This window comes from Jeotgalicoccus sp. S0W5, from assembly GCF_011634875.1.
Classification (GTDB): Bacteria; Bacillota; Bacilli; order Staphylococcales; family Salinicoccaceae; genus Jeotgalicoccus; species Jeotgalicoccus marinus.
The window spans coordinates 44,159-61,779 of sequence record NZ_SIRQ01000001.1 but is presented as its reverse complement, the minus strand read 5'-3'; the positions used below and the strand labels follow the sequence as shown (position 1 = coordinate 61,779).

19 protein-coding genes are annotated in these 17,621 nt (G+C 37.5%); 5 read left to right on the top strand and 14 right to left on the bottom strand.

The genetic code is table 11. The annotated features are described in order from the left end of the window. The first annotated feature begins 11 nt into the window (after positions 1-11). The 3 genes from EYB29_RS00345 to EYB29_RS00335 are packed head-to-tail and all read left to right on the top strand — an operon-like array spanning position 12 to position 3,042. Positions 12-932 (top strand): ABC transporter permease, encoded by a 921-nt coding sequence (locus EYB29_RS00345; RefSeq protein WP_026866936.1) that lies wholly within the window; start codon positions 12-14, stop codon positions 930-932. Between the two features lie 15 nt (positions 933-947). Next, a complete protein-coding gene (locus tag EYB29_RS00340; RefSeq protein WP_026866937.1) occupies positions 948-1,955 on the top strand; it encodes an ABC transporter ATP-binding protein in 1,008 nt (335 codons plus the stop codon). Continuing rightward, positions 1,945-3,042 (top strand): ABC transporter ATP-binding protein, encoded by a 1,098-nt coding sequence (locus tag EYB29_RS00335; protein ID WP_051220515.1) that lies wholly within the window; start codon positions 1,945-1,947, stop codon positions 3,040-3,042. The genes EYB29_RS00340 and EYB29_RS00335 overlap by 11 nt, the downstream gene beginning before the upstream one ends. A 173-nt stretch (positions 3,043-3,215) precedes the next feature. Here EYB29_RS00335 and EYB29_RS00330 read toward each other — a convergent pair whose 3' ends face one another. The 7 genes from EYB29_RS00330 to EYB29_RS00300 form a co-directional block, all read right to left on the bottom strand. Further along, a complete protein-coding gene (locus tag EYB29_RS00330) occupies positions 3,216-3,698 on the bottom strand; it encodes a DUF456 domain-containing protein (RefSeq protein WP_026866938.1) in 483 nt (160 codons plus the stop codon). Then, complete coding sequence (locus tag EYB29_RS00325) at positions 3,698-4,903, bottom strand: MFS transporter (protein ID WP_166626227.1); 1,206 nt, start codon at positions 4,901-4,903, stop codon at positions 3,698-3,700. The genes EYB29_RS00330 and EYB29_RS00325 overlap by 1 nt, the downstream gene beginning before the upstream one ends. Before the next feature lie 17 nt (positions 4,904-4,920). After that, positions 4,921-5,778, bottom strand: a complete 858-nt coding sequence (locus EYB29_RS00320; RefSeq protein WP_026866940.1) for a LysR family transcriptional regulator — start codon at positions 5,776-5,778, stop codon at positions 4,921-4,923. A 44-nt stretch (positions 5,779-5,822) separates the two neighbouring features. Continuing rightward, positions 5,823-6,359 carry a ribonuclease FAU-1 family protein gene (locus EYB29_RS00315; protein WP_035856334.1) on the bottom strand — a complete coding sequence of 179 codons (537 nt, stop codon included), beginning with the start codon at positions 6,357-6,359 and terminating at the stop codon, positions 5,823-5,825. 97 nt (positions 6,360-6,456) lie between these two features. Next, on the bottom strand, positions 6,457-8,394 hold the full coding sequence (locus tag EYB29_RS00310; protein ID WP_166626226.1) for a hypothetical protein: 1,938 nt from the start codon (positions 8,392-8,394) through the stop codon (positions 6,457-6,459). Continuing rightward, on the bottom strand, positions 8,366-9,271 hold the full coding sequence (locus tag EYB29_RS00305) for an ABC transporter ATP-binding protein (protein WP_026866942.1): 906 nt from the start codon (positions 9,269-9,271) through the stop codon (positions 8,366-8,368). The genes EYB29_RS00310 and EYB29_RS00305 overlap by 29 nt, the downstream gene beginning before the upstream one ends. After that, positions 9,255-9,647: a GntR family transcriptional regulator gene (locus EYB29_RS00300; RefSeq protein WP_026866943.1), complete on the bottom strand. Its 393-nt coding sequence runs from the start codon at positions 9,645-9,647 to the stop codon at positions 9,255-9,257. Before EYB29_RS00300 ends, EYB29_RS00305 begins: the two co-directional genes overlap by 17 nt. 195 nt (positions 9,648-9,842) lie before the next feature. Between EYB29_RS00300 and argF the strand changes: the two genes are divergently transcribed. Beyond that, entirely contained in the window at positions 9,843-10,865 is a 1,023-nt protein-coding gene (gene argF / locus EYB29_RS00295; protein WP_166626225.1) for an ornithine carbamoyltransferase, read from the top strand. A gap of 45 nt (positions 10,866-10,910) precedes the next feature. Here argF and EYB29_RS00290 read toward each other — a convergent pair whose 3' ends face one another. The 6 genes from EYB29_RS00290 to EYB29_RS00265 form a co-directional block, all read right to left on the bottom strand. Further along, on the bottom strand, positions 10,911-11,684 hold the full coding sequence (locus EYB29_RS00290) for an SDR family NAD(P)-dependent oxidoreductase (protein ID WP_166626224.1): 774 nt from the start codon (positions 11,682-11,684) through the stop codon (positions 10,911-10,913). Between the two features lie 56 nt (positions 11,685-11,740). Continuing rightward, on the bottom strand, positions 11,741-12,460 hold the full coding sequence (locus EYB29_RS00285; RefSeq protein ID WP_026866946.1) for a YebC/PmpR family DNA-binding transcriptional regulator: 720 nt from the start codon (positions 12,458-12,460) through the stop codon (positions 11,741-11,743). A 25-nt stretch (positions 12,461-12,485) separates the two neighbouring features. Next, positions 12,486-13,397: a Rossmann-fold NAD(P)-binding domain-containing protein gene (locus tag EYB29_RS00280; protein ID WP_051220516.1), complete on the bottom strand. Its 912-nt coding sequence runs from the start codon at positions 13,395-13,397 to the stop codon at positions 12,486-12,488. A gap of 10 nt (positions 13,398-13,407) precedes the next feature. Beyond that, complete coding sequence (locus tag EYB29_RS00275) at positions 13,408-14,568, bottom strand: MFS transporter (RefSeq protein ID WP_026866947.1); 1,161 nt, start codon at positions 14,566-14,568, stop codon at positions 13,408-13,410. Positions 14,569-14,661: 93 nt separating this feature from the next. Continuing rightward, on the bottom strand, positions 14,662-15,852 hold the full coding sequence (locus EYB29_RS00270) for a dicarboxylate/amino acid:cation symporter (RefSeq protein ID WP_166626223.1): 1,191 nt from the start codon (positions 15,850-15,852) through the stop codon (positions 14,662-14,664). A gap of 66 nt (positions 15,853-15,918) precedes the next feature. Continuing rightward, entirely contained in the window at positions 15,919-16,422 is a 504-nt protein-coding gene (locus EYB29_RS00265) for a GNAT family N-acetyltransferase (protein ID WP_166626222.1), read from the bottom strand. Positions 16,423-16,533: 111 nt separating this feature from the next. On the opposite strand from EYB29_RS00265, the gene EYB29_RS00260 reads away from it, so the two are divergent. Continuing rightward, positions 16,534-16,815: a hypothetical protein gene (locus EYB29_RS00260; protein WP_026866950.1), complete on the top strand. Its 282-nt coding sequence runs from the start codon at positions 16,534-16,536 to the stop codon at positions 16,813-16,815. Between the two features lie 156 nt (positions 16,816-16,971). On the opposite strand, the gene EYB29_RS00255 is transcribed toward EYB29_RS00260, so the two are convergent. Continuing rightward, positions 16,972-17,607, bottom strand: a complete 636-nt coding sequence (locus tag EYB29_RS00255) for a DsbA family oxidoreductase (protein WP_026866951.1) — start codon at positions 17,605-17,607, stop codon at positions 16,972-16,974. Between the last annotated feature and the right edge of the window lie 14 nt (positions 17,608-17,621).

The window sequence follows — 17,621 nt, the reverse complement described above, 5'->3', positions numbered from 1 at the left end:
AGGGGGATTTCATGACACAGTTTATTATACGAAGATTACTTCAGCTTATCCCGGTGCTACTCGGTGTTACAGTTCTCGTCTTCAGTCTGATGCATCTCACTCCTGGTAACCCAGCGGTTATCATGGCCGGAGAAAGTGCACCTGAAGCAACGGTAAAAGCGATTGAAGCAAGATTAGGATTAAATGATCCACTATATGAACAATACTTTCGTTTCTTAGGTAATGTTGTTCAGTTGGACTTCGGTTCTTCTATTCGAGACAACATTCCAGTATTCGATCACATTAAAGCACGTTTTGCAATCACACTAGAATTATCAGTGATTTCTATGATCTTCTCTATCTTCTGGGGTCTCCTTGTTGGGATTATTTCAGCAGTTAGAAAATATTCATTCGAAGATGTTGCAATGATGGTTATCGCTTTATTTGGTTTATCAATGCCAAATTTCTGGTTAGGTCTCATGCTCATCCAGTGGTTTGCAATCGAATTCCCAATCTTTAAACCTACTGGTTGGGGGAGCTTGGAACAAAACGTCTTACCAGTTATTACACTCGGTACTGCAGGTGCTGCGATTATCGCGCGTATGACACGTAGTTCTATGCTCGACGTTATCGACCAAGATTACATCCGTACCGCTCGTGCCAAGGGCGTTAAAGAGGGTACTGTAATTCTCCGCCACGCACTGAAAAATGCTTTGATTCCTGTTATAACTGTTGTTGGTATTCAGTTCGGTAGCTTCTTAGCCGGTTCAGTACTAACAGAGAGTGTATTTGCAATCAACGGACTCGGTCGACTGATTATCGATTCAATCTTACAACGTGACTTCCCTGTCGTTCAGGGTGCAATACTTGTTATCGCAGTTGTTTTCGTTATCGTTAACCTCATTGTCGATATTTCATACAGATTGCTCAACAAGCGCGTAGACTTAAACTAAGGAGGAGAGGAATTCATGTCAGAAGATATAATTCTCGATATAAACGATCTCCGCACTTCCTTCTTTGTTGGTGACAATGAAGTAAAGGCAGTAGATGGAGTAACATTCCAAGTACCTAAGGGTAAAACTTTAGGTATCGTTGGTGAGAGTGGTTCTGGTAAAAGTATTACTGCTCTATCGATTTTAAGACTGATTGAAGAACCAGGTAAGATCAAGAGTGGGAGTATCAAATATAAAGACGAAGAACTAACAGAAGCAAAAAATGCACGTATGCGTCAAGTACGTGGTAATGAAATATCTATGATTTTCCAGGAACCAATGACATCACTAAACCCGACATTTACAATCGGTCAACAGCTGAGAGAATCATTTAAGATACACCAAGGCTTAGGTAAAAAAGAAGGTACAAAACGTGCGATTGAAATGCTCGAACTTGTCGGTATTCCTTCACCTGAAAAACGTGTGAATCAGTATCCTTTCGAACTATCAGGCGGGATGAGACAACGTGTCATGATTGCCATGGCACTTGCTTGTAAACCTGAATTACTTATTGCCGATGAGCCAACAACCGCTCTAGACGTAACAATTCAAGCTCAAATTTTAGAGCTCATCAAAGAACTGCAAGAAGAAATCGGTATGAGTGTTGTAATGATTACTCATGACCTTGGTGTCGTAGCAGAAACTTGTGACTACGTTGCCGTAATGTATGCAGGTAAGGTTGTAGAATACGCAGATATCTATACCTTGTTTGAGAATCCTAAACATCCTTATACAGTCGGTCTCTTAAACTCACTACCACGACATGACAAAACACAAGATGAACTCATTCCAATCAAGGGTAACGTCCCTGCTCCAGACGAAATGCCAACAGGTTGCCGTTTCGCACCACGTTGTCCATTCGCATCAGACATTTGTAACACACTCCCTGAATTAGAAAGTGTTGGAGAGGGTAACGAAGTGAGATGCTGGATTCATACAGATCAATGGGACGGAGATAAGGAGGTGCAACTGAATGCCAAGTAAAACTTTATTAAATGTCGAGAATTTAGAACAGCATTTCCCTATTAAAGGGGGCTTTCTCGGTAGAACAATCAACCATGTTAAAGCAGTAGATGGTATTACCTTCCAAATCAAAGAAGGTGAAACAGTTGCAGTTGTTGGTGAATCAGGTTGTGGTAAATCCACAACTGGCCGTGCAATCCTACGCCTTGATGAGCCAACTAATGGTAAGGTTGAATTCTTAGGTCAAGATGTTTTATCAATGTCTAAAGATGAAATGCGTAAGATGAGAAAAGATATGCAAATTATCTTCCAGGACCCATACGCGTCACTTAACCCACGTAAAACGGTTAGACAAACACTATGGGAAGCAATGGACATTCAAAAAGTTGTGCCTCGTAAAGAACGCACACAAAAAATTATTGAACTGATGGAAACAGTTGGTTTACAGAGACACCAAATCGACCGTTATCCACACGAATTCTCAGGTGGTCAGCGTCAACGTATCGGTATTGCAAGAGCTTTATCTGTTAATCCTAAGCTCATCATCTGTGATGAGGCAGTATCCGCACTTGACGTATCAATTCAGGCGCAGGTTTTAAACTTATTAAAACGCCTGCAAAAAGAATTCGGTCTTACTTACCTATTTATCTCACATGACTTAGGTGTTGTCAGACACATTGCAGACCGTATCGTTGTTATGTATTTAGGTAAAATCGTTGAAATTGGGGATACGGATGCGATTTTTGAAAATCCACAGCACCCATACACAAAAGCCTTATTATCAGCGATTCCTGTACCCGATCCGAGAAATAAATCACAGCGTATCTTCTTACGTGGTGATGTGCCTTCTCCAATCGATCCACCAACAGGTTGCCGCTTCCACACACGTTGTCCTTTCGCGACGGATCACTGTCGTACTGCTGATCCTGCTCTAGAGCAAAAAGGTGAAGGCTACGAAGGTCATCATGAAGTCGCTTGTCACTACGCCTTAGATATCGAAAGTGGTAAACACGAGGCTCAGTACGAAATGTACAATGTACGTGAAATACTGGATGATGAAAGTGAAGAAGCAGTTCATTCTGAACAAGACGAATATACTAAGTCATAAGATATATGATTATCCCGCAAAGCCCTAAAGGCTTTGCGGTTTTTTGTATTTTAAAGATATTTACTTAAGGGGCTGGTGATAAGTCCTTGGTTTCATCACCACTTATCACTGCCCAACGCCACACCACCATAAAAAAGACGTGCACCATAAAGGTACACGCCTTAACCGAAAACTTAATATACAAACACATCGAGTACGAAGAATAGTACTAGGAAGATGTAGATAATCACATCAAACACTGCACTGGATATGAAGGCTAAGAATGACCCTATTGCTGCCTTAAAGGCTTTTGACATATCCTTTATCTGCACGAATTCGACGATAAATACAAAGACAAATGGTACGAATAATACACCAAATGGTGGGTAAATAAACATTCCGACGATGGCACCAATAATGGCTGCAAGTTCGCCTCGCTTACTTCCCCCAAACTTTTTAACAAAGTAAGAGTTGGCTGCAATGTCACTGATGAAAGTCACAATGGTTAGGGCACTAGCGATCAGCCAGAACATCCACGATAACTCGTCTCCGATGAAGAAAGTATAGACTAAAAAGCCGACCCAAAACATAATAACAGACGGGATGACCGGGTAAATGACGCCTAGAAAGCCTAAGATGAAGCTGACTATGACGATTATCCATAAAATAATATCCATCAAATATCTCCTTTTCTAACTTCTTTTTTAGTAAAGAAGAATAGAATAAATGCTGTAAACAAGAATGCTGCACTGATGTAGAATGAATTTTCAACGCCTAGAAGGTCATTTGCAAATCCACCCAGTAGGTTACCAAGTAACTGCCCGACAATCATTGCATTGGCAAATAGCGTCGATGCATAACCAGGAAATTGTGGTAATAGGTCTTGGAAGTATGAAATCCCGAGCCCTAGTAAAATTGCTAAAAATAAAGCTAAGGGAAGTTGTCCAATTAACATCATCGTATAGCTTTCAAAAATACCGATTGATAAGAAATACATACTGCCGATAAAACCAGCAATGATTAACAGTGTTTTAGATGATACTCTCGATACGACATAGCCCATTAAAATCATCAAGGGAACTTCTAAGCCTGCACAAAGACTCGCAAGGATACCAACAGCACTATCTCGTTCGCCTAAATACCCCGTTACAAAGAGTGGCATATTTAAGAGGTACATCCACTGTCCGACATGAAGAAAAATAAAGGCTATAAAAGGCACGAATAAAGTAAGGCTCTTTATTATGTTCGGACTTTCGACCTCTTCATAACTCGTAATTTCGATTGCAGTAGATTCTGCAGGGGCTGCAGAATTCTTAATCAAGAAACTCGACATAAATACAACTAAAAACATGATTACTGTGCCAAAGAACAATCCTGTAAAATCATAACGTGCAAGTAAAATGGAACCGACTAAAGGTCCAAATAAGAATCCAAAGCTAAACATTGAACGCAAAATCGTATTTGCCATTACAGCGATGCTAGAACGATACTGGTTAATAGATTCTCTTGCTGAGGCATAGAGCTGCGGCATGGCCGGTGCACCTAGTGAGAAGAATAGAATATAAGCAATAATTAAAATCCAAGTGTTTGGGATGATTAAGAAACTTAAAAATGCACAAATTTGCATTAGTAAAGCTGCGATAATTAAATATTTACGGTCGAATGTTAACCGGTCACTAAAGCGACCAATAATCGTATTAACGATAAAACTCCCAACAGCAGCTGAGGCCATAAATATACCGTAAGCTGATGATGACATGCCATGGTGTTCAGTCATGAAAATAACGAGGAACGGGGCTGTGATTGCAACAGCCATACCGAGCATCGTCATATTCATTAAAAATAATTTATAGTTTTGAATTTGGAATAAGTCTTTAATCATTGCTTGTCCACCTTATTTTAGTCTCTTAGCTTGCTTTCATTTTTAATCAATTCTACGAAAGATGCGACTTGCGGTAACATCAAGACACTTTTATCGTACGATAAAAATGTTTCCCTTATCAGCGGACTATCTTCAACCATGACTTCTTCAATATGATAATTTTCAAGGTCCAAACCTTCAAGTACAAGTTCAGGTAGTACAGTAATGCCAACTTTTTTACGTAATAGTTCACGACACGTTGTAATCTGATCCACAAAGATTTGTGGTTCGTACTTCGTGTTAAAGCGTGCTTCAAAGAAATTTTTAATATGAGTGATATAGGCAGGATCCGCCTGGAACTCAATGATTGTTAAGTCTTCAAAGTTCGTATCTTTCGGGGTCACTAGATAATGACGGTCTCTATATAAAAGCTCATTTTCCTTATTCAACACCCGAGAGCCACGTACAATTGACAAGTGATATTCACCTTGGTTAGCGATAATTTCTTGAGTGGAACCTACATTTATTTTTACATTTACACTCGGGAAATCATTTAAATACTTATAGAGAATATCAGGTAATATCGAGTACCCAATTAGTGATGACACACCAATTGAAATATTCCCTTCTACTTCACCTTCATTCGCTAGAATATAATCTTTTACACGGCTTTCTTCGTCGACAACCTTTTTAGCATGCTCTATAATTTTTTCTCCAACACCTGTCGTGTATAGTGCTTTTTTTGTTCTAATAAAAATCTGCACGCCCCACTCATCTTCGATGGATTTCAATCGTTGGCTGACTGCCGGTTGTGATATATATAATTTTTCTGCAGCTTTACGTAGAGTTTTGGCTTCACTCAGTGTTGCAAGTAAACGGTAATCATCTACTTTCACGATACTACCTCCATTTAAGAAGCCATTCACGGTTTCCGGAATGGCTACATTAATTTTTTAAGTTCAGTTAATGCAAAATCTGCTAACGCCTTAAACTGTGAAAAATTACTGTCGATTTCATGCATTAAATCATTTGCGACCTGATAGGCAAAATCTCTTTCTTTTTTAGTAATCTTTCCCTTTTTTAAAGCACGTTTGATATCTTCTTCATCGACAAGTTCATATCGACCATCTGGTAAGGCCAAAACATCAAGATACATATCTTCCCGTCTCGCTTTACCAGGTTCTAATGTGTGTGAATAATTAATGTCGAAATAATACTGTATCTCTGTCCAACGTTCATCGTACATGACTGTTAGACTGTAATTTCTATTTTCAGGTAGGAGTTGCATCCATTTATAATTGTTGGCTGCCACGAGTGTATCTTTACCAACGACTGGTACCACAAGGGGTTCACGTACCTTGTGCATGTGAATCATACCGACCAGGATTTTTTCACCTTTGTAAGTCAGTACGGTTTCATCGTATTTTGAACGCACTAAGCGTCGCCATTTTTTCTTATCCAGATACTTCAACTTCATGGCATTCATCTCCTAATGGTAATTATACAAAAAAAATTAAACAAAAGTATAGAGATAGGCATTTATATTTGCTATCTCTATAACTTTTGCTTATATTTTATCGAATCGATAGGAGACTGTAATTCATATATGTTTCATACTCTGCCTGTGGGTCCTCAATAAATCCAGGATAACTGTATAAGAGTAATTTGCCACTGGTAGGATCGATATCTTGTTTTGAAAAATCAGTAACAAAGTCATTTCCATCTACTTCTTTTAGTTCATATTTCTTATCTAATTCATCAACTGTTAAAGTCTCATAGTCGGTTACAAACGCTTCGTATTCATTCTCTTCAAGATTAACTGTGTACAATACACTTGTCTTATCAATGCCTAGTAGACTTAAAACCTCATCTTTATTCTCAACATTTTCTGTTATTGCAGGATTATAAATCGAGCTTGTTCCATAAATAGAATCATCTACATAGTTTAGATTCAGGCCAATTTGCCCTGTCTCGTTAACAATTACCGAATGGTAAAGTGAAAGTTCAGCGAGAGATGCTTTGTAACTGTCGACTATATCTTTATCTAAATCGACATTATATTCATTACTGCTGATACCGATAAGTTTAGGCGTTTGTTGAGCATAAGCAAGTACATCGTCATGCTTTTGATACTCACTAAAACGCTGACGATCCATTAACTGAACTGCCTCTGAATCAGAATTTAAAGTATTAAATTGATAGGTCTTTATACTGCCATCCTTCATTTTATACTGCACATTGATTGTTGCTTCCATCTCTTTTGAAAAATCTGGACGACTTCGTTCTTCACTAGCAATTTCGTGTATTGTTCTCGCCGTTTGAATCGCACCTTTAGAATCGTCAAAACCATAACCAGCTTCAAGATATTTCCTAGATGCTTGGTCCATCATCATGGCATCATTATTTAAACTGACACTCTCAATCTCATTTGTCTCAGGTATATCTTCCACATATCGTGTGAAGGCGAAAACAAAAATAATCCAAAAAATGATAATCAATACTATAGTTAGAATCAGTGAACGCCAATGAAATTGTATTTTAACACTGTTTTGAAAGAGCATTTCAATGACAAGGTATGACACCAATGCACCGACGCTAAAACTAATAATGGAGATAATAACGGATTGCTGTAGTAAAAAGGATACAACAACACCCAGTGCTAACATGCCCGTGATTGTTGTTAGAGCAATGAGTAGGTTTCTTAACAAGGTAAAGTTAAAACTCAAATGCACACTCTCATTTCTTCTGTACTTATATAGGACAAAAGATAAGATAATAAGGATAATTGCTAGTATGCCGAAAATCAAACTCAGCCCAACATTTAACCCCATGTATAGTTGATTCACTGCCAATATAGGAAAAGTCGCATCTAAGACCGGTTGGATATAAGCTGTTATATCAGTTGATATACCGTCAAAGAGTAAGCTTGCAGTACCATGAATGAGTGTCCATAAGACAATCGGTAAAAATAAAATCAAAATTATTATTTGTAAATGTAAGAATGATCCGTTGACTAAATAGCCTGTGAAAAGGGCGATAGAAAACATCACTAGATGTGTAAAAATTGAATATACTAACCATTTCCCTATTTCTAAAAGTGTAATATTCGTAGCAATTGTCATACTTTCTGCCACAAGTATTAAACCATTTACCAAGAGAGGGATGACAATGGCTAAAAATCCTACTATCAGAACATGAATAAGTAGGTTTGAGCGCTTTATGGGTAAGGAATGTATAAAATCTGATGAATCTACCTTATACAAGTAGTTTATTAGAAACATACCGACAAGCGTCGAAAATGCTAAACCGATTATTTGCTGTCCAGCAGACAATTCCAATAGACTGCTTCTAACTGTACCACCAACAATCATGTTATTATTCATGGTGTCTATCCAAATGATGAGTGGTAAGGCGATAATATTCATGACCATGTAGACCACTGTCATCCAAAATATAAGACCCGTGAAATGACCCAGTAGATTTCTATTCAACAATGACATTTGAGATTTCATAACCCATTTCCCCCATTTCATAAGTGAATATTTCTTCTAGTGTTAATGGCAATATATCGTACATTAATGGGTTATACTTACTCACTTTTTCTTCTACTTTAGAGAGATTCCCTTTAATAATACATGTGATAATTCGTCCCTTTTGACTCGAATGTACAACGTTTAAATCTTCATAAAATTTATTGTCAGGTAGCGTTTTAAAGGCAATCTGTAATTTACAATGACTCCCTCTAATTTCAGACAAGTCTTGATTAAATAGGATCTTACCATGATGCATGATAGAAACTGAGTCACATAAGTCCTCCATTTCTCTTAAGTTGTGACTTGAAGCAATGACCGTCATCTTATGATTAGCGATATCTTGCATCATAATATTTTTAACTTGTCTTCTCATAATTGGATCTAAGCCATCAAAAGGCTCATCTAAAAGAAGTACTTTCGGTCGACTTGAGAACGCTAATATAAAAGATGCCTGGCGTTTCATTCCCTTTGATAGCTGATTTAGTTGAGTATTTGGAGCGAGACCAAAGTGTTGAGACAACTGTACAAAGCGCTCAGATGACCAGTTCGTATACATTGCCTGATAAAAATTAGCCATCTTTTTCAAAGTTGCACCCTTAAAAAAGAATGGAATATCATGAAGGAGAATCACATCATTTTTTACTTTGGGACTCTCAAAAATATCAGCACCATCATAAGTGACACTTCCTTTGTCCGCCTTGTAAACACCCGCCATAATTTTCATCAAGGTCGTCTTACCCGCTCCATTTGAGCCAAGTAAACCATGTATGGTTCCTGGTGCGATATCCATTTCTATATGATCCACAGCCACTTTTTTTCCAAAATACTTTGTCGCTTGATTAATGTTCAGCTTCATAACCATCCTCCTTCTCCTTATAAATTCCATCGACAAATGCCTTTACCTCGTCGCTCGATACCTCAAGAAAGACAAGCTCACCAATCGGCGCTTTAAGCGATTCTAAAATCACCCTTATTCTCTCTTGATTCACTTGATTCGTTATTTCATTAACAAAACTTCCACGTCCCGGAAGTGAGCTCACATAGCCTAGCCTTTCCAATTCCCTATACGCTTTTTGAATGGTATTAGGATTTATTGTCAGTTCTGCTGCCAATGTTCTAACGGAAGGTAACTGCTCGTTAGCTTGAAGTACGCCTTTAATGATCTGTTGTTTTATATTATCAACAATTTGCTCATACAAGGGTTGTCGGCTTTTAAGATCAATTTCAAACATAATTTACCTCCTCCAACTAACTGTATTACATATTATAGTACAGTTAATACACTATTTTGTCTATAAATTATAAAATATTATTCATTTAAACTTGCTTTTTAAGTATTTACTGGTTATGATGTAAAACAACATTTAATAATATTTATACAATTCAAAGTATATTAATTAGTTATATAATATTTTTAGGAGGTCTTTATGCATTTTCAGGGCAAAAGTTTTTTAACAACTACAGATTTTTCTAAAGAAGAATTGACCTACCTCATTGACTTTGCGATTCATTTAAAAGCTTTAAAACAAAACAATATTCCTCACCAGTACTTACAAGGACAAAGTATTGCGTTACTTTTCGAGAAAACTTCTACACGTACTCGTGCGTCCTTTACAGTAGCTGCTAATGACCTAGGTGCGCATCCTGAATTTCTAGGCACTAATGATATACAACTCGGTAATAAGGAATCTGTACAAGATACTGCAAAGATTCTTGGTAGCATGTTTGATGGAATTCAATTCCGTGGAGCAAGTCAGGACACTATTGAAACACTAGCTGCTCATGCAGGCGTTCCCATTTGGAACGGCTTAACGGACATGTGTCATCCGACACAAATGATTGGGGATTTCATGACAATTAAAGAAAGTTTCGGGTCGCTTCAAGGTATTAAAGTGGTCTATGTTGGAGACGGCCGTAACAACGTCGCAAATTCTCTGTTGGTTACAGCAGCGATTTTAGGTGTCGACATGACAATCGCTTCGCCTGAATGTCTCTTACCTGATGAATTTTATAGCAAACAAGCATCGTTATATGCAAAAGAATCCGGTGCAACGATCCATTTAACTAGTGACGTGCATAGTGCAGTTAAAGACGCCAACGTGATCTATACCGATGTCTGGGTCTCCATGGGTGAAGAAGATCAGATTGAAGCACGTCTTGATTTACTAAAAGAATATCAAGTAAATGAAGCCTTGCTTAAAGATGTACATGAGCAGTTCATATTCATGCATTGCCTGCCTGCTTTTCATGATACGAAAACTAGCTTTAGTCAACAGATAAAAAAAGACTATGGTTTAGATGAAATGGAAGTAACAGACGAGGTCTTTAATGCACCATATGGAAAGCAATTTATTCAAGGTGAAAACCGTCTACATTCCATTAAAGCGATTATGGCAGCAACGAATGGACATATATTCATCCCTCGGCAATATACAAAAAACGAGTCTTAGATATCCCATTTAGGATAACTAAGACTCGTATATAATATTTTTTATTTACCAAGCGTGTCCACTACCACCGTCAATATTGACAGCAGTCCCCGAAACATATGATGCTAAATCTGAGCATAAGAAGGTAATAACATTAGCCGCTTCACTCGTATCCCCGATTCTACCTAGTGGGATATTCTCTCCAATTTTCTTAGAGTATTCATCCCAGCTTAAATCAGGTGCATTGTTTTGCCAACGCTTTTCAATTTGATCACTACGTATTAAACCGATACATACAGCATTAACGCGGATATTGTATTGACCAAGATCTTTAGACATTGCCTTAGTCAGTGCTAAACCAGCACTTCTAGATACCGTTGTTGGTAGTGAATTTGCCTGTGGTGTTTTACCCATAACTGCGGTTAGGTTTAAAATCGCACCGCCTTGTTTTTTTAAGTGAGGGATGGCTGCTTTAGAAATTTTAACAGCTGCAAGTACTTTTAAATCGATATCTTGTTCCCAGTCACTAAGTTCAATATCTTCAAAGCTTTTAGCAAATGAACTACCCGCATTATTAACAAGTACGTCTAGACGCCCATATTCTTCAAGTGCTTTATTGACAATTTTTTCACCAGCATCCTCAGAGGTAATATCAATAGCAATGTATAAGACCTCACCAAACTCTGATATTTCCGCTTGTGCTTTTTTAAGTCCTTCTTCTCCTCTAGCGACGAGTAGAACTTTCGCACCAAGTTTAACCATCTGTTCTGCTGTTTCTCTACCGATTCCTTTACTTGAGCCTGTAATCACTGCCACTTTTCCTTGATAATTAAAATCCATCTTGATTCATCCCTTCATATTTTTATCACTTAAAGATCAACCATTGGAACTAAAAACTATCCTAAGTTTACATTATGAAATACATTGGAAACATCTTCTAAGTCTTCTAAGACATCGATGAGATGCTCAAACTTTTCTTGGTCTTCATCTTCAAGGTTAACTTCATTTTGAGCAATCATCGCAAGTTCTGCAACCTTATAGTCTTCAACACCCAGTTCATCCAGTGCATTTTTGATATCGTTAAAGGCATGCGGTTCACCATAGACCACTGTCATCTCATTTTCTAAAGTCACATCTTTAACATCGACTTCTTTTTCCATTAAATGCATCAATACTGCTTCTTCGTCAAAGCCTTCAAAGACAAATACTGATACGCTATCAAACATATAAGATACCGCACCACTGACGCCCATATTTCCGCCGTTCTTCCCGAAGGCTGCACGCACTTCTGAAACTGTACGATTCACGTTATCGGTCAATGCATCAACGATGATCATTGAACCACTTGGTCCAAAACCTTCGTATCTCAATTCATCGAAGTTTTCTTCTTCGCCACCTTTTTTTGCTTTTTCAATTGCTTTATCAATAATGTGTTTGGGAACTGAATAAGTCTTCGCTCTTTCTAAGACAACCTTTAAGGCTTGGTTCGCTTCAGGATCAGGTTCACCTTTCTTTGCCGCGACATAAATTTCTCTGCCGAATTTTGCATAGACACGGCTAGTGTTCTGGTCTTTTTGAGCTTTCTTTTCTTTAATATTATTCCATTTTCTTCCCATTGTTCATCTTCCTTATTTCGTAGATTTAATTGTTTTTGGATCTCTTTTCAGGGACAGTCTTATTGATAATCATCTCTACTTGGTAAATGCGACTCACTAAAAGGTGAATCGGTGCTTGTGTTAATTTATATATTGGCCAAGGTAGAGATGGTTCATAGTCATGTAAGGCCATTATAAATTCATCAGACACAGCAAGCTTTCTAAACTCAAAACGCTGGGTTTTCTTAGCCATATTTTTTCTTAATTTACCACCGATAATTTCAAAGATAATGATATCTTCAGTTGATGATTCTTCGTTTAATTTCAATATTAATACAGGAGAAGGGTTGTCTAGTAAATGAATATAGACGGTCTTATTTTCTATTACAGTATTAACAAAATTATAGACAATCTCATCCAACCAGCCAAAGTAGTACCAAGCTATATTTTCTATAGTCCAACCTGAAGGCATGGGGGCCCTTTGTACACTTCTAACACTATTGTAGTCTTTAATACGATAATTTAAATTCTTACCATAACGTCTTATTGGTGTCTGCGTTTCATTAACTGGGGTGCCGTAACTACCTAGAACAGAAAGTATACTACCATCGGATAGTTCATCTGCTATATATATAATTTGTTCTATTTCATTTACCATACTTGCCCGAGCAATATTATCGGCGATTAACATATATAAGTCACTGAATTTCCCTTGAGTTAATCGATTCAGTCTCATAATAGGGTCTTCATAGAAGATAACAATATCAATTCCGGCTAATGCATCCTCAACATCAGGTAAGATAAAGAGATCTTTCTTAATAAAGTTCACATCTTCAAAGTAATCTTCTTCATGTGCTGCTGAAAATGCATAGAGTTCAGAGGTATCTTTTAGTTCTTCATATAAATGCTCACCAATTCTACCGTTCACACCCATTAGTAAAACTTTCTTTTTTTCCATACAACCACTCCTAATGTACTGAATCTACCCATTTCATCCTTACGGCAAGCATTAAAATAATAATAATAATCATTATAATGGTGACACAACCAATACCTAAGAAGGGTAGGTTAAAGACTGTTGCGAAGTAGCCTCCAATTGTGGAACCAGCAACAGAACCTAAAGAAAAGTAAGAATAAAAGATACCATTTGCTTTACCCCGTTCGTGCATTTCTGACGATTCAGCAATAATTTTATTCATGGATGGGAACGTCATTGCGAAACCAATTCCATAAATGACCATGACAGCGAAAATCATAGCTGCAGACGGAACGAAATGTAAGAGCATCATACTTACACTTAAGATTAATAATCCAAGTGCAACTAGGCTTTCACTCTTGTAAGCTGTGTATATTTTATTTATAGGTGATATGAAGATAATAATCGCTGTCACACCAAAGACACTGAGCATCATACCTGTACTGGATGCTTCTAAATCAAGCAGATCAGTTTTTATTGGCAAACCAAAAGCCAACGCACCTTGTGAAATCATCAAAGTAAACGATGAAATATAGGCCACATTTAATGATGGTCTTAACAATAATTCCTTAAGTGATGTTTGACTATGATGTGCACGGCTGCCTTCTGTCGAACTTTCTTTGATGGCAGAATAGACAATGATTGTACCAATGACATAAACAATAGCTAACACATAATAGACTGTTTCATAGTTCACCAGACTCGCAATGATTCCTCCCGATGCAGGGCCTAATATAGCAGCAGTCCCAATGGCCACACCTGTTAGGGCCATAGATTTACCGATTGCCGAACGTTTTGATATATCAGCAACTAAGCTAAATGCAGCTGGGGTTAGAAGTCCGCTTGAGAAACCGTGAATCGCACGTACAAGTAGAAGAATACCTATTGATGGTGTCATCGTGTAGATTAAAACGAAAAACACCTGCATAATCATTCCGAACAGGAGTGTATTTCTCCGACCGTACTTATCGGACATGTAACCGCCCGCCATGTTTCCGACCATATTAAACAGTGAATATGTAGCAACAACAATCCCTGCCATAAACTCAGATGCACCAAGTTCTAGAACAAAGGGGGTAATTATCGGCAACTGAATAAATAAGTCTAAAAAACAAATGACGATAACTAAATATAAAATAATTCTCTTTTTCACTTAAATACCTTCTAACATAGTGATAATTCTACCTATATTATTATAACAAAAAAAGACAGTCTATCACCTTTTAGACTGTCTTTGACCTTTGATTTATACGTCTTTGTTCAATTTTTGTTCATAACCATCGATGACTGCTGCTACCGCACCATCACCTGTAACGTTCGTTGCCGTACCAAAGCTATCTTGCGCGACGTAAAGTGCAATCATGAAAGCAACTGCCGCCTCGTTGAAGCCTAAGTTAGTCATTAAGACACCACTCGCTGCCATAATTGCGCCACCCGGTACTCCAGGTGCTGCAATCATTACAACCCCAAGTAGTAAGATGACCCCAACCATTTCAAAGAATCCTGGCATACTGTACTCAGGTAATATCGTCATAACTGCTAATGAACAACTGACGATTGTGATCGTTGAACCTGATAAATGAATAGTTGCACATAATGGTATTACAAAATCAGCAATACTTTCTCTAATTCCGTTTTTCTTCGCACGTTCTAATGTGACAGGAATCGTTGCAGCAGATGACATTGTACCTAGGGCTGTAAAGTATGCTGGTAGCATCGTTTTCAACATAGCAAATGGATTTCTCTTCAATATTGAACCTGCAACTGTATATTGAATCGTTAACCAAACCCAGTGTAAAATAATCGCAACTAATAAGACGACACCAAACACTTTTAGCGTATCGAATACTGTGCCAGTTGCTGCCATTCCAGCGAAAACACCGGCAATGTAAAACGGTAGAATTCTAATGATAACTTTTTCGATAATGAATTCTGTGATGTCTTTACCTTGGTCGAAGAATTTTATCATTAAGTCGAGCTTTAAGACGTTCATGACGATTCCGACTGCAAAAGCTAATACTAGCGCTGGTAAGATGTCAATAATTGGCGTCAATTCAAACTCGATAAAACTCTCAAGGCCTGTCCCTTCTTCAGGAACAGAACTTCCTTCAGTTATACGTGGCATCACGAAAGATGCAACAATGTAAGCTAAAATACCCGCACCTAAAGTAGATAAGTAAGCGACACCTAAAGTCGCACCAACAACCTTACCTGAACCGGTACCGATTTGTGAAATCCCTGATGCAATAAAGAATAAAATAATAAATGGAATCGTAAAGAATATAAAGGCGCCTAAGATTGACTCTAATGTCACAAATAACCTAACGATGAATTCCATAATCTGTCCTTCTGTACCATCTGGACCGAGTAAGTAGTAACCCCCACCTACAATAATACCCGCAACGATACCAGCAATCAGTTTTGCTAATAACTTCACTTTGTAAATCCCCCTTGAAATATTGAACTTCGAATTTATAGCGCTTAAGTGTTCTTTAAAAAGTAATTAAAAAACGATTTCGTAAGCAACGTACCAGTCATCTAAGTTGTCATCTAAATTTAAGTTACCCTTAAATTCAAAACCCAGTTTTGTAAACAAGTACTGCATTGCTTTATTCTCTAATGAAGTATCAGTATGTATGCCAAGATAACCTTTTTGTTTACCTACCTCAATGATTTCACGAATAATTTTCTGGGCGAGACCTTGACCCTGGAAATTCGGGTCTATTGCGAGTCTATGAGTCGCAAGGCAATCAATTCGTGCCAGTTCCCAAGGGATATCATCATAACTAAAGGCGTGATTATCATCGGCTGTAATGCAACCTTTGATGACACCATCTTCTTCAAACACATATAAACTTTCAGCCTTCACATCATCTTGAAACACTGATGCATTAGGATAGTTTTTATCCCATTGATAATTACCTACAGCGTGCATTTCTGGTATTACTCTTGAAACGATATCCATTATATGTTGTACATCGCTCATAACGGCTAGTCTTAAAGCCATATTATCTCCCTCGTTTTATCTATCATTTTGTAAAAAATCTCTCAAATGCTATGCATTTAATTATACATTGTTGTATACTAATTTAAAGACTAAAATGTAAGGGGTTTTATAATGTTCAAATTTGATAAGAACACCGTCCCATATCATGTGACAAATATGATATTTTATGTTCTGACTTTAGTTGTTGTTGGCTTAATCTACTACTTTGCATTCTTACCACCATTATTAGAAGTTACAACAGGAGAATTCTTCCAAAACTTCGGTATGCGTCAAGTTGGCGGATCAGTCTTCTTCTTAATTCTAGTCATCGTACCATTTGTACTAGTAGCTGCTGCAGGCTATCACTTATATAGACTGATTAAACCTGCACCAAAAGTATCAACAGACTTTTAAGATTATATATACCATGGGGATGGGAGAAAACCTGAGCTTATGTAAGCTCAGGTTTTTTTGTGTTGTTTGTTTTTCGAAATGGAGAACCAATAGTACATCAGCTTCGTTTTGCTTTCGAAGCGGAGCACCACCACACACCGACAACTACACTTCCAACTATTTTTGTAAGGTCTTTTTAAAGGCGATTAGATAGTGCTCAACTTCTCTAGCACCAGCAATGGCAAATTTGTCATCAAATATATAATAAGGTAACGTCTTCACCTGATTCACTTTAGCTAGATTAAAATCTCCAATGACTTCTTCTAAATAGATACTTGGATCATTCAGTAATTCTTCGACTTTATCTTGTTCAAGTCCTGTTTTGACACCAATATTCAATAGCACTTCTTGATCGCTAACATTCTCCCCTTTAGAAAAATAGCTCTCATAGAGTGCATCTAAAACTACACTACCTTTGCCATTTTCCTTGGCTAATTTCAACAATCTGTGTGCATTTCTTGTATTTGCAGGTACTACTTTATCCATATTAAACTCAATACCAACTTTTTCACCTGCTTCAACTATACGGTCCACCATGTCATAAATCTCATCTAATGGTTTTTGGTGTTTATCGGCAAGGGATTGATAAATATCAACTTTTGGTGCTTTGGATGCTTGATTATCCAACTCATAGCTTAGATAATTCAAACCTATCTCTTCTGAGTTTTCAAATTCCGCTTTTGCCTGTTCAATATTTTTCTTTCCTATGTAGCAAAAAGGACATGCAATATCTGTATAAATTTTAACTTCCATAATCTCACTCCTAG